This is a genomic window from Blautia pseudococcoides, from assembly GCF_001689125.2.
Taxonomy (GTDB): domain Bacteria; phylum Bacillota; class Clostridia; order Lachnospirales; family Lachnospiraceae; genus Blautia; species Blautia pseudococcoides.
Window position 1 is genome coordinate 1716835 of sequence record NZ_CP015405.2, and the last position, 13503, is coordinate 1730337.

Below are 13503 nucleotides of genomic sequence, written 5' to 3' on the forward strand. Positions count from 1 at the left end.
CATAATAGAGACAAAAGTTCCAGGAATGAATTTTTAAACAACTCTAAGGGAAAGCAGGAGGAATCTGTTCTATGAACCATTATAACATTACCCTTACCATTAACCGGGAAATCTTCATTTTTTCCGTCACGGAAGAAGATACCCTTCTCGACGTGATCCGCGAAAAAGCAGGACTTACAGGCACCAAACAGGGATGCGGCTGTGAGCAGTGCGGAGCCTGCACTGTGCTTTTGAACGGAAAAGCCGTAAATTCCTGCTGTGTACTGGCACTGCAGGCGGACAATGGGGAAATTGAAACCATTGAGGGGCTGGAATCTCCAAATGAGCTGCATCCCATTCAACAGGCTTATATGGACGAGGGTGCCGTACAGTGCGGTTTTTGCACACCGGGCATGATCATGTCCACAAAAGCCCTATTGGACCGGATTCCCAAGCCTGACGGTTCCCAGATCCGGGAAGCGCTCTCCGGAAATATTTGCAGATGTACCGGTTATACAAAGATTGAGGCAGCCGTTAAAACTGCCGCCCAAAAACTGGAGGAGGTGTCCCATGAATCCATATAAAACTGCTGCACACGGAATCCCAAGACATGAGTCCGCCGCAAAAGTCACCGGAAAGGCTCTCTACACAGGAGATTTTTCCCTTCCTCAAATGGTGTACGGCATGATGATCCGAAGCCCTCATGCACATGCAGAAGTCACAGACATTGACCTTTCCCAAGCGGAGAAAACCGAAGGCTACATAGGCGCACTTCTTCCCTGGGAGGTTCCTGACACCTTTTACAACTGTTCCGGCAATCCCCCGTCCCCGCTGCTCATGAAAGATGAGAAGATACTCACCGCCCACCCTCTCTGTGTGGGAGACCGCATCCTGGCCATTGCCGCCAGGACCCCACAGGCGCTTTTAAAGGCAGCCAAAGCCGTAAAGGTCAGCTACAGGCTTCTGCCTTCCGTACATACCATAAAGGATGCATTAAAGGCTGATGCCGCTCCGATCCAGCCGCATCTGTCCCAAAACAATATTCTTGCTTCCAGGGAAGCCTCTGCCGGTGATACGGAAAAAGGCTTTGAAGAAGCGGACTATATTTTTGAGGATGATTTCCACACTTCAGCCATGCAGCATGTGGCTATGGAACCCACATCCTGTATCTGCGATTTTACTGACGGCAGGAAACTGCATATCTGGAGCAACTCCCAGACACCTTATCAGGAGCGAAGAATTATGGCGGAACTGTTTGGGATGAACGAAAATGATATCCGTGTTGTGAAGCCTGTCATGGGCGGAGGTTTCGGTGCCAGGCAGCAGCTCCATAACCAGCCTGCCGCTGCCCTTTTGTCAAAAAAAATAAGAAGACCCGTTAAGCTTATCAACACTCGGGAAGAAGAGATGTATGCTTCCGTAGTACGCCATGAAATGCAGACACATTTAAAATTCGGTGTGACAAAAGAGGGCATTTTAACTGCCTTCCGGACAGAATACTATCTGAATGCAGGTCCTTATACTACCCACACCCCCACGATCGTGGCTGCTGCCAGCAGAAAGTTCCAGTACAAGGTACCCAATTATCTTTTTAACGGATACAGCATAGCGACCAACGGTCCCACCGCAGGCGCCTTCCGGGGATACGGCAATGCACAGCTCACCTTCGGACGGGAACTTATGATGAGCCGGATCGCCAGAAAGCTCCACCTTGACCCCGTGGAATTCCGTCTGCGCAATCATGTACAGGCAGGAGAAAAGTTCCCTGCCGCCTCAGCAGCGGTTACGAGCTGCGGCATTGAAAAGTGTGCCCGCCGTTGTCAGGAGATCCGGCGGGAGATCGACGAAAAGGAAGGGCTGGCCCATAATGAGGAAATCCGGCAGGCGTGGGGTGTCTCTTTTGCCTGTCATGGATCAGGTCCCTCCTCCAAAGAAGGAATGAGTTCTGCCGTCATACTGGCAAACGATGACGGCAGCATCCACCTTATGACCGGTTCCGCGGATATTGGACAGGGCAGTGAAACCATGCTTTCCCAAATAGCGGCGGAATGCCTGGGAATTCCCTTCTCTCTTGTTAAGATCACTGCGGCCGATACCGGAATCTCCCCTTACGATACCGGAACCTTTGGCAGTTCCCAGACTTATGTAAGCGGAAACGCGGTTGTGCTTGCCTGTCAGGATATCATACAAAAGCTTGTCCATGCCCTGTCAGACTGTTACGGCAGCATGGATATAACATTCGGGGAAGACAAAAAATTCCATATCCCGTCAAAAAATCAGCATCTTTCTTTTCAGGAGGCTGCGGGGCAGGTGTTTTTCGGTATGAAAGGAGCAGTCATTATGGGAAATTCCAGCTATAAAGCCCAGGAAAGCCCCAACCCCTTTGCCGTCTGCATGGTGAAGGCAGAATACGAAAAGAAAACCAACAGCATCATCCTGCGGCACGTGATCGAGGTTGTGGACGTGGGCACCCCCATCAATCCCCTCACTGTCATAGGGCAGATTGAGGGGGGGATCGGACAAGGGGTGGGCTACGCTCTGACAGAGACTTTGGAGCACAACCGCCGCGCTGGCAAGGTGATCTCCTCGGATCTTCTGACATACCGTGTACCGTTAATTTCGGATATGCCGGATATCCATGGAGAATACATTGAAAGTTTTGAGCCTACCGGTCCCCTGGGCGCAAAAAGTGTAGGGGAATTGACTACCGTACCCGTAGCGCCTGCCATCGCAGACGCCGTATCACAGGCATCGGGCAGAGAGATCAACCGGATACCGCTGTCTGAGTCCTTTTTCATAAAACCAAACAAAAAATAGGAGAGATGACCATGTATTATAAACCGCAGAATCTGGAAGACGCGCTTTCCTGCCTGTCTTCCGAATCCCCCGTCATCCTTGCCGGCGGGACAGATCTTATGCCTTTAATAAAAAACGATTTAAAGCCCTCTGGAAATTATCTGGATATCACCCACATTCCAAGCCTCCGCGCAGTCAAGAGGACAACAGAGGGCTGGTTTTTGGGGGCTGCCGTTACTTTAAGCGGACTTTCCTGCAATTCTGCCCTCTGTACCTCATATCCTGCTCTTGAGATGGCTCTGCGTGTTACGGCTTCCCCGCAAATAAGAAATATGGGGACTATCGGCGGAAATATCCTCCAGGACAGGCGCTGCATTTATTTCAACCAGTCTTCTTACTGGAGGAGCAGTATACCGAAATGTTTTAAAACAGGCGGAAACCTCTGCCACCAGATTCCCAACTCTCCTGTGTGCCGCGCTCTGTATTATTCAGATCTGGCCCCCGCCCTGATGCTTTATCACGCGCAGGCTCTGTTCTACAAAAAGGGAGAAAAACACAAGCTGCCCGTAGAAACTTTCATTCAAAACCATACCGCACAGAACGGAACCACGGAAAGATCAGATATCCTTCTTGAAGGGTTTCTGCTTCCCTTCCCGCTAAAGGGATACCAAAGTGCCTTTGAAAAAATAAGTATCCGTGGCTCTGTTGATTTCCCCACCGTCAATTTTGCAGGCGCTTATTGTCCCGAGACCAGAGATGCACGGCTCCTCGTTGGAGCTGTGGCTGACAATCCCGTGGAACTGCATGACACCGCAGCCTTCATCTCTGCCGGAAAGGAAACTGACCTGGATCAAATAGCGGAAACAGCAGTAAAAGAGCTTCTTTCCAAAAGCAGGTTGATCAAAGAATCTACCATTTCCGTAAAGGTAAAGAAAGATTCCTTTCAAAATATCCGCACGCTGCTGAAAACCCTGATCTGCCCGCCGGAAGGATAATTCTTCAAATTCTCATTCCCTATAAAGAGTAAGGAGCAGGTGAACGCCCTCACCTGCCCCTTACTCTTTTTCTGCTGCCGCCATATCATTTGACAGTCTGGATTTCATCATTTTCTCCTCATGCTTTAACAGGGATTCCCACTTTTCTGCAAACGCCATATAATTCTTTTGGTGCAAATCCTCTGCAGCCTTTTGGATTCGTTCTTTATATTCATCATGAAGAGAACGTGCCTTGAGCCGGTGCAGCGTAAACGGGTATCCCCAAGCCAGCATCTCTCTTATTTTTCCATAGCATTCCCGCACAATGGAAAGCGGGCACTTTTCCTCTATAAAAAAGAGACAGATTTCAAAAGAACGATAGCTTTTTCCTTCCCTCAGCATCTTTACAAATTCCTCCTCCAGCCGTCTTCTCTCATCCTCACAAATATGCTCCAGCGTATAAAAAGAAATCCGGCGTATGGTCAGAGCCAGGACCTCCAGACTTTCCAGATACAGACGCATCCCTTCCCTTATCTCTGTTCTGGAGAAATCCATGGAGCGCACAGTTGTACAAATCTGTGTCCCTTTTCCATGATAAGACTCTGTCAGACCCAGACTGTTTAGAATACTGAGGGTACGGCGCACCGTGCTGACAGATACCTCATATATCTCTGCCATCTTGGGCAGTGACGGCAGATAGCTGCCTGCTGTATAGACGCCCAGGTTGATTTCCCTGATTATTAGGGACACCATGGTATAGCAGAGCTGAGGCCTCTGTCTGTAAACATTCCAGTGAAAAGGTAACTGTTCCGCGCCTTTTGGAAATACCGTCTTCTCATTTTTGCGGAGAAATGTCTTGATCTCCTGTACTGCTTCGCAGTAAAAATCTGCAAACTGCTCATGCAGCCATATAACTACGTTTTCCCGCCGGCTGCCTGTACTGGTGTAGGGCATGATTTCTTTTTCATCCTTATTTACCAGATACGGGAGCCGGATATAGCCGATGACCTCCCAATAAAAATTCAGCGCCAGACCATTATCCAGACTTAGAAGAGCCAGATAGTAGAATTCCACCGGAAGGGATACGGCATTGGCCGATGGAGCCATGAGTTTGTTCATAAACCACTGCCAGTTTTTTTCATCCCACCTGCGGACCCCTTCCTCCCAGAGAGGTTCCAGGAGAAGCCTTCCCGATTCGCACAGTTCCTGGATTCCTGCTTCTCTGGGAGCAAAGTATTTCATCGCATTTTTTCGGAAGCCTGCCGGGCTGCTTTTATAAATAACTTTTGCGGTTTTTCTCGCATCCACCTGGATAAGTCCCTTTTTTTCAAGGACAGAAAGCGCGTTTCTCACCGTAGCGGGAGCCATCTGGAACATATCACAGATTCTGCTGATGGACGGCAGATGATCCCCGTATCTATTGTACCCAAAAAGGATTCTGGTCTCATAATATTCATAAACAAGTCTGTAAATTCCGCTTTCAAGCAGCATAATTCTTCACCTCAATGGATTCGTTGGTATTTTAGTCTTCTTTTCTGAAGATGAAATCATATAATGTCTGGAATAGTCTTGCCGGGTCTATGGGCTTTGCCAGATGCGCATTCATTCCCGCTGCTTTGCTCTTCTCAATATCGTCGTCAAAGGCGTTAGCTGTCATGGCAATGATCGGAATGGTTTTGGCATCGGTATTGCTCAGATGACGGATATTGGTGGCTGTTGCCAGGCCATCCATGAGAGGCATCCGGATATCCATCAAAATTGCATCATAATATTTCTCCTCTGATTTGCTGAACATCTCCAGGGCACGCAGACCGTTTTCCGCTGTCTCCACAATAAACCCTTTTCCTTCCAGTAGCATGACCGCTATCTCTGTATTCAGGGGATGGTCCTCAGCCAAAAGCACACGTTTTCCTGTAAAATCATAGTCCATCTCTGCCTCTTTTTTTTCTGCCTTCTCTTCATCCTTTTTGCCCAGCGCTTTGGAAAATGCAGATATAAGAGAGGATTTGAACATAGGTTTGCTGATCAGCAGATTAACACCTGCCAATTTCGCCTCATGCTCAATGGAACTCCAGTCATATGCCGTCATTATGATGATCGTCACCTCAGGCCCCACAATGCCGCGGATACGCCGGGCCGTCTCGATTCCATCCATCTCCGGCATTTTCCAGTCGATCAGTATCATATCAAAATATTTCCCGTTATTCCACAAATCCCGGACCCGGTTCACCGCCTTAAACCCACTGTCGGCCCACTCCGCAGATATTCCCATCTCTTTCAGGGTGACCATGGCACTCTCGCACACTGCCACATCATCATCCACCACCAGTGTTTTAAGATTTGCAAAATTATAGGTTTGTTTCTTCTGCTTATGATGCAGTTTCTCCTCCTCTGTGATGCCCAGCTTTACATCCACAGTGAATTCTGAACCGATCTCCTTGATGGAACGGACAATAATACGTCCGTCCATCATATCCACAATATTTTTAGAAATGGCAAGGCCAAGGCCTGTTCCCCCATAAAGAGCGGTAGTCCCTGTACTTTCCTGGGAAAAGGGTTCAAATATATGGGGGAGAAACTCCTCGTTCATCCCCACGCCTGTATCGTTGATGACAAACCGCAGGACAGCATCATTCTTTGTTCTGCGCATCTGGGCAGCCGAGAAGGTCACTTTACCGCCCTCACCGGTAAATTTTATGGCATTTGACAGGATATTGATAAGCACCTGCTGCAGTTTCATGGCGTCTCCCATGTAATAATCATCCAGCACGGGGTCCACAATACACTCATAGTCCACACCTTTTGCGGTTGCCTGCGCATGGCAGATGGAGTTGACCCCATTGAGGAATTCCTCTGTGGGGATCTTCTCATTCTTCAGCAGCATCTTGCCGCTCTCGATCCGGCTCATATCCAGAATATCGTTGATCAATGACAGCAGGAAACGGGAGGAAATGCCTATCTTGGCAATACAGTCTGCCACCTGCTCATCATCCCCGATCGACTGGGCCGCTATGGTGCTCATACCTATGATGGCATTCATAGGTGTACGGATTTCGTGGCTCATGCGTGACAAAAAGTCTGATTTTGCCGCGTTGGCCTGTTCCGCGGCAACCAGGGCTGCTGCCATCTCCTCCTTCTGACGCTGTTCCTGGCGCACCACGTCAGTCACATCCGTTCTCGCAAGACATGCCCGTCCCAGTTCCTTGTCTATGTAGAAAACCTCACAGCGCTTAACCCGCAGATTCCCGGTCTCATCCTTCATCTCCACAATAAAGGAATAGGATTCACATTCCTCCAGTTGTTCTTCCATATAGCTGTATTCCAAGTGCTTCTGATAGGAGGTACAGATTGGTTCCTCCATGGTCCCTGCTGCCACTTTTTTGATCTCACTTTGGAAACGCCCGCTCCTCGGAAGAATTCCGTATGCCCGTTCATCAAAAGAAATGAGATGATAGGTATCACGACGGATATCAATATCCGCGATCAGCTCAAAACCAAGATCCGTGATCTTTTTCAAGAGCTGTTCCTGCATTTTCTGTTCCGTCACATCAAAGGTATAAAAAAAGGTAATGATATCACCGCTCTGGGGATTTAAGTGGGAACGGAAGTTGGTATTACTCCAGAATACGCTCCCATCCTTTCTCCTTCTTAAAAATTCAAACCTGTAATCTACTTTTCCCCCATGATAGTCCGCCAGCACTTTCTCCCGGTCAAGGGCGCTGCTGATCTTCTCTCCGTACTGCCAATCCACAGCAGACTGTGCCATATTCTGCACGGATTCCTCATATGTGGCGCCCACATGGGTAATGGCATCATCGAAGGCAGATACATAGCTCTCCACACAGTTCTTCGTCACATTGATCCGGCCTCGGAAATTTTTCTCTGAGGAGGACAGCTCCGCAAAATAAGCCATCTCTTTTTCAAACAATTCCCTGGACCTCTCCTGAATCTGTTTTTCCTCTGTAATATCCACAAAGATACAGTAAAAATACTGTTCCCCTGTTTTTTCGGTAAAGAGCTGTGCCTTTATGGAGATCCATTTGACAGTACCGTCTTTGCAGATCAGACGATTTTCATTATGTATGGTATTGCCATACTTTAACTGGGCCTTCAGCTTGTCTTTCATGACCGCCAGATCTTCGGGATAAATAACAGAAGACATGCGGCTGCCCATGCCGGCAAACTCCTGTCTGGTATAGCCAAGGAATTCAAAAAGACCGTCATTGGCTTCAATGACGGAAAAGAACTCGTCAAATCTGCAGCGGAATACCGCACCGGGTATATTATTATAGATATGCAGCAGATCTTCATGGAGTCCCCCTGTATCCGAGAGACAGATATTCTTTATCAGCCATTTTTCCTGATCCAGGGCCAGTGTGAAATGTCCCTCCATCTGCCAGGTATATGTCTCATTTCTTAAATCCAGCCTGCAGGAAAGGCTGCAAATCCCATGGCCCAGAGGCTGTTCGTATATAACAGAGACTTGCGGATAAAAAACATCATTTATATTTTCTATATCTCTGCGGATATGATCCAGCACCTCTTGTCTTCCATGGGCATATTCCCTTTTTCCGGCGTCCATAAAGCGAATATCACTGTCCAAAAATTCCGCTGCCTTCTCAGGCTCCCGCAGTGCGAACCAGGTATTACAGAATTCTTCTACAGCCAGCCCGGCATCTCTTTTCTTTCCCATTGATTCATTCCTCTCATTACAGCATTCTTCCTTCTGCTTGTCTCTTTTCCTCTTCATTTTATCTTAACACTTATCGAAATTATTGTAAACGGTGCATTTTATGTGCGCGGGCGCATACGTCACCACCCGGCGGATTTTTTCTCCCTGGTATTCCATCATTACTTCTTCCTGCCCCATCCTCTATCATGTAACTGATCATAAACTAAAATATTTTACTGTCGGCGGCACTTCCCTGAAAAATGTACCTGCCGGATACCACAAAGCACATCCTCAGGCCCAATACCTGAAAGATAAAAGCTGGTATCTGGAATATCCCATAGGTGATGAGAGAGACCTTGATTTTCTAAAACACACAAAAAAGGAGAAGCCCCTTCCGTATCACGGACAGCAGGCTCTCCTTTTTTTCCTTGGGTGCTTATATTCCTTATTCCACTGCCAGATATTGATACAGAAGTTTATCCAGAGCATCCATGTCTATGGGTTTTGGAAAATGGGCATTCATGCCTGCCCGTATGGCTGCATGTGCATCTTCAGCAAATGCGTTGGCAGTCATGGCTATAATAGACATTTTTTTCACATCCTTCCGGTCCATCCCGCGGATTATTTTGGCAGCCTCATATCCGTCCATCCGCGGCATCTGGATGTCCATGAGTATCATATCATAATACCCTTCCCCGGAATCAGATACCATCTTCACGGCTTCCTCCCCGTCACACGCTTCCTCTATCCTTGCTCCCGTTTCCCCGATCAGTTCCCGGGCAATCTCTCTGTTGATCTCGTTATCCTCCACAAGCAGGATCCTCTTGTCTGAATAATCTTTCCTGACAGAAGGCCGTATCATTTCCTTTGATGGCTTTTCGCCGCTGAGCTCCTCCAGCAGGCCGCACAGCTTTGCATGATAAAACGGCTTTGCCAGAAATGCTGTAACCCCGGCTTCCACAGCCTCCCGCTCTATCTCTGACCAGTCGTAAGCAGTCAGTACGATCACGGGAATCCCGGCTCCTATAACTCTTCGGATACGGCGGGTCACCTCCACTCCGTCCATATCCGGCATCTTCCAGTCCACGATCACCAGACCATAGGGGTCTGCCGTCTTCTCTGCCTGCAGGACTTTATGGACAGCGGTGCTGCCGTCTGTGACAGATTCAGCTTTGAGTCCCATCTCTTCCAACAGTTCGGCCGCATTTTCACAGATGAGCCTATCGTCATCCACCATGAGACAGCGAACGCCGATCCACTCCTGGGGCACTTCCTCCTCCTCGTTCTCCTGCAGCTTCAAAGAAAGCGTCACCGTAAATACAGAGCCTGCCCCCGGTGTACTCTCCACCTGGATATCACCGTTCATCAGATCAACTACATTTTTTGTGATAGCCATCCCAAGCCCGGTACCGGTCACTTTACTGTTTGTGGAATCCTGGGCGCGCTCAAACGGCTGAAAAATCCGTTCTATAAATTCTCCGCTCATGCCGATTCCGGTATCTTCACAGCAAAATACATAATTCAGATAGCCCTTGCGGTTCCCTGCTTTCTGCGTCACAGTCACATGGATGTTTCCCCCTGCAGGCGTATATTTAATGGCATTGCTCAGAATGTTGATGCATACCTGCCGGACACGCAGGGAATCTCCGATAACCTTTTCATTCCGCAGTTTAATAAGCTCCACTTCCAGGTTCAGCCTGTTTGCGTCTGCCTGAGGTCTTAAAAGCTCCGTAAGTTCAGATATAAGCTCCGCGAAATTAAAAGGTTCATATCTTAGGGAGAGTTTTCCGCTCTCAATCTTTGACATATCCAGTATATCATTGATCAGACTGAGCAGATGTTTGCTGGAAAGCCCGATTTTTTTCAAGCACTCTGCTACACGGTCCCTGTCGTTGAGATGGGCTGCCGCGATAGCTGCCATTCCCACAATGGCATTCATGGGGGTCCGGATATCATGGCTCATATTAGACAAGAACTGACTCTTTGCCCTGCTGGCCGCCATGGCATTGTCAAGGGCACTCTGAAGCGCCTGACGCTGCTGTTCCTCCTCATAGCGCTGCTCATCTATACGGCGTGATATCAGGATTGCCAGCCTGTCCTCAGAATACGGGTTATCCACATGGATGATCTGTGTGGAGGTCCAGTGGTAGACATCGTCTGTGAGCATTTGCCTGGCTTCCATAAATACCTCTTTTTTTGTCCCCAGCACCTCTCTTAGATTTTCAAGTGCAAACCGGCTGATATAATCACTGAGGCTGTCCTCATGTATGGTATGCAGCATGTCTTCAAAAAGTTCACTGTATGTTTCCTGTTTTCCTATGTTCAGCTTCAGTGCCGGGTCGATATAGATAAATCCAAGCGAATCTCTTGTAAGGTTCACACTGATGATAACCGGATAGGCATTGGAGATCGCCCCTACCAAAGTCAGACGCTCCTGAAGCTTTTGTCTCTCTTCTTCCTCTGCTCTTAACTTTTCCTCCGTCACATCATGGAAGGTTGCGATCAAAACCGGATTTTCATTTTCATCCAGAGTTTTCTCAACAATCCCGGCAGCCCAGAAATAAGTGCCGTCTTTTTTTATGACCCTGTTTTCAAATATATGTTTATTATCCCTGTCCGCTTTTACTTTAGAAAGTCTTGTTACCTGTTGATATTCATCCGGATGGATGATTTCCTGAAGGCTGACCCCTTTGGGCGCATCATTGGAGGCGCTGTCCGGATAAGACAAAAGGCGCAGTCCCTCTCTGTTCAGCTGAAGCAGATGATAGGGCTGCTCCACGGTTATGAGAGCAACGCCCTCCGGAATGGCATTATATAAATGTCCGATATAATTCGCCTGGCTTCTCAGCCTTTTATTCGTTTTATTCACATAGTGCAGGTAGAATGCAAAAAGCAGGAAAATCCCCACCAGTATACTGGCAATAAGCGCCAGAGAGCGCAGCAGGATAACATTGGTCTGTGCATCCACCACCTGCTTTGGTATAATGGATATGAGATACCAGTCCGTATCCAGCTTCAGGGGCGTATAGCAAAAAACCGTATCCTCCTCCTGATAGTAAAAAACAGCCCATCCGGTACGGAGGTCTTCCAGAGACTGCCGGAATTCTGTAATACCAGCCTCCTCATTTTTGGCAGCCGGCAGCATATCGAACAAATTCTGGACCGTTTTATTACTGTTCGGATGAGGCGAACGTATCAGCACATCCCCCTGGGTATTGACAACATAAGAAAATCCGGCATCATTGTAAAAGGACAGGCTGAAACTGTTCACAATACTCTCCACCTCATACTGTTTTATAAGGTATCCAGTGGCATCCTGCAGTTTTACCCGGACAAACAATTCAAAAACATTGATGCCTGTAACACTGCTGATATGGGTGTCCAGAATTCCGGAATCCTGCTTCTTATCCTGCAGGGCCTTCTCCACCGCTTCATCCTTTTCGGACTGTTCAGGAATACAAGTGCCGTCTGAGAGATAGAGCTGCATACCGCTTTCTAAATTACTGTAATCTTCCATCACATCAGCCAGCTCTTGTTCCTGTTCCCTTGTATATTGCTCCATATAACCGGCTATGGTATCCATAGACTCATAATTTTTCCCGAGCTGAACCTTCAGTGTGTTGCATCCCTGCCGGGTGCTCTCCATGATGGTATTGATCGACTGTTCCCAGAGCTGTTTTTTAACCCCCTGCACAAAAAGAAAAGTAAGAAGGAAAAGAACAATACCCACCAGCACTGCAGCCAGTGCCGTCTTTTTCTTTATGCCTGAAGCTTCTTTGTTTTGAATCACTGTGATCCCCTTTCTGCGGTATTTTGTTCATCCATCCATTCCATGGTCTCATCCAGAGTCTCCCCGGAAAGCAGTTTGACAGAAACCTCTTTTGTCCATTCCCATATGGGAATGGACAAAAGCCCGTCAGTTCCTATCACCGTTTTTCCTGACTGATAACAGGAGACCAGAGGCTGGATCTCCTGGACAGAGGAAGGGCTTCCACCCTTTAAGGGGCTGAAGGAGCACTGCTGGTCCGCAAGCTTCTGTATATTTTCCGGCCCGGTAAAATATTCAACGAACTGAAGCGCAGCATTCAGGTGTTCACTGTCCGCATTCACACCCAGCCTGGTATCCGCATTGATGACCAGAAGGGAACCATCCTCCAATACAGGATAGGGCGCCACCTCAAACTCAAATTCCGGATTCATACTCTTCATCCGTCCGGCAGCCCAGGCTCCGGTCAGCATAAACGGGGTTTTCCCCTTGACAAACTCCACCAGATCATCGGAAGTCTTATTCGTTTCCAAAGCTGCTGCTGCATTGATATATCCTTTGGTGATCATGTTCTCCGCCAGAGAAAAACCGGGGGCCAGATATTCACTGAGCTTTACCTTGCCCTGATTGAGCCGTTCAAACACCTCCGCCTGGCTGTTGTCCTGATATACGGAATAGAATCCCTTTCCAATAGCCAGTGTTTTTAAAGAGATATCATTGTTGGCGATCACAGGTGTGATTCCCTCTTTTACAAAATAACTGCAGACCTGTTCCCACTCCTCAAGATTCCCCGGAACCTCCTGTTTATGTTCTTTCAGGAGGGACAGGTTACAGTACAGACCAAATACAGACACTGTAGTGGGAACCCAGTAAATACCTCCGTCGTCCTCCATCTGCCCCCTCATGGCTTCCGTGTAATTTGATATGGAATCCAGCCCTGACAACTCCGCAAGCTTTCCCTGGCGCTCCAGCTCCAGCACCACATCGTGATTCACCATGAAAACATCATCACCTTTTTGGGCATCCATTCTCTTATTCAGAGCCTCAAAATATTCATCCCCCTTCAGGCTTTCATACGACACACGAATATCCGGATTCTCATCCATGAATCCGGATATGATCTCCTCAATAACCGTTACATTTTCAGGTTCATATTTATTTCCAAAAAAAGTTATGGATGTAACATTCTCCGGTATCTCCTGATAATTTGTCACGGTATTCCTTTCACCGCATCCGCCAAGTGTATAAATGCTGCTCAATACCACCAGCGAAAGCAGTACACACTCTTTTCTTTTCATCCAGCCCGCACTCCTTTG

7 protein-coding genes and 1 pseudogene are annotated in these 13503 nt (G+C 48.0%); 4 read left to right on the forward strand and 4 right to left on the reverse strand.

Going from position 1 to position 13503, the window contains the following annotated elements; genetic code table 11:
• The first annotated feature begins 71 nt into the window (after positions 1 to 71).
• The 3 genes from A4V09_RS08080 to A4V09_RS08090 are packed head-to-tail and all read left to right on the forward strand — an operon-like array spanning position 72 to position 3770.
• Positions 72 to 563 carry a (2Fe-2S)-binding protein gene (locus A4V09_RS08080; RefSeq protein ID WP_065541902.1) on the forward strand — a complete coding sequence of 164 codons (492 nt, stop codon included), beginning with the start codon at positions 72 to 74 and terminating at the stop codon, positions 561 to 563.
• The gene (locus A4V09_RS08085; protein WP_065541903.1) at positions 550 to 2796 is read left to right on the forward strand and encodes a xanthine dehydrogenase family protein molybdopterin-binding subunit; all 2247 of its coding nucleotides are present in this window, start codon (positions 550 to 552) and stop codon (positions 2794 to 2796) included. The genes A4V09_RS08080 and A4V09_RS08085 overlap by 14 nt, the downstream gene beginning before the upstream one ends.
• Positions 2797 to 2807: 11 nt before the next feature.
• On the forward strand, positions 2808 to 3770 hold the full coding sequence (locus A4V09_RS08090; protein ID WP_065541904.1) for an FAD binding domain-containing protein: 963 nt from the start codon (positions 2808 to 2810) through the stop codon (positions 3768 to 3770).
• 60 nt (positions 3771 to 3830) lie between these two features.
• Here A4V09_RS08090 and A4V09_RS08095 read toward each other — a convergent pair whose 3' ends face one another.
• Together A4V09_RS08095 and A4V09_RS08100 are read right to left on the reverse strand one after the other, a co-directional pair.
• Positions 3831 to 5240, reverse strand: a complete 1410-nt coding sequence (locus A4V09_RS08095) for a GntR family transcriptional regulator (protein ID WP_065541905.1) — start codon at positions 5238 to 5240, stop codon at positions 3831 to 3833.
• 31 nt (positions 5241 to 5271) lie between these two features.
• Positions 5272 to 8442 carry a response regulator gene (locus tag A4V09_RS08100; protein WP_065541906.1) on the reverse strand — a complete coding sequence of 1057 codons (3171 nt, stop codon included), beginning with the start codon at positions 8440 to 8442 and terminating at the stop codon, positions 5272 to 5274.
• A 199-nt stretch (positions 8443 to 8641) separates the two neighbouring features.
• Here A4V09_RS08100 and A4V09_RS26405 point away from each other — a divergent pair.
• A pseudogene (locus A4V09_RS26405) lies at positions 8642 to 8770 on the forward strand (DUF2461 family protein); the annotation flags it as partial.
• 96 nt (positions 8771 to 8866) lie between these two features.
• Here A4V09_RS26405 and A4V09_RS08110 read toward each other — a convergent pair.
• Together A4V09_RS08110 and A4V09_RS08115 are read right to left on the reverse strand one after the other, a co-directional pair.
• Positions 8867 to 12211, reverse strand: coding sequence for a response regulator (locus tag A4V09_RS08110; protein WP_065541907.1), 3345 nt, complete (start codon positions 12209 to 12211; stop codon positions 8867 to 8869).
• Positions 12208 to 13485, reverse strand: coding sequence for an ABC transporter substrate-binding protein (locus A4V09_RS08115; RefSeq protein ID WP_065541908.1), 1278 nt, complete (start codon positions 13483 to 13485; stop codon positions 12208 to 12210). Before A4V09_RS08115 ends, A4V09_RS08110 begins: the two co-directional genes overlap by 4 nt.
• Positions 13486 to 13503 lie beyond the last annotated feature (18 nt).

Bases quoted from the DNA above. Each gene is read 5' to 3' on its own strand.
- A4V09_RS08085 (WP_065541903.1), top strand. From the start codon at position 550: ATGAATCCATATAAAACTGCTGCACACGGAATCCCAAGACATGAGTCC.
- A4V09_RS08095 (WP_065541905.1), bottom strand. From the start codon at position 5,240: ATGCTGCTTGAAAGCGGAATTTACAGACTTGTTTATGAATATTATGAG.
- A4V09_RS08090 (WP_065541904.1), top strand. From the start codon at position 2,808: ATGTATTATAAACCGCAGAATCTGGAAGACGCGCTTTCCTGCCTGTCT.
- A4V09_RS08115 (WP_065541908.1), bottom strand. From the start codon at position 13,485: ATGAAAAGAAAAGAGTGTGTACTGCTTTCGCTGGTGGTATTGAGCAGC.
- A4V09_RS08100 (WP_065541906.1), bottom strand. From the start codon at position 8,442: ATGGGAAAGAAAAGAGATGCCGGGCTGGCTGTAGAAGAATTCTGTAAT.
- A4V09_RS08080 (WP_065541902.1), top strand. From the start codon at position 72: ATGAACCATTATAACATTACCCTTACCATTAACCGGGAAATCTTCATT.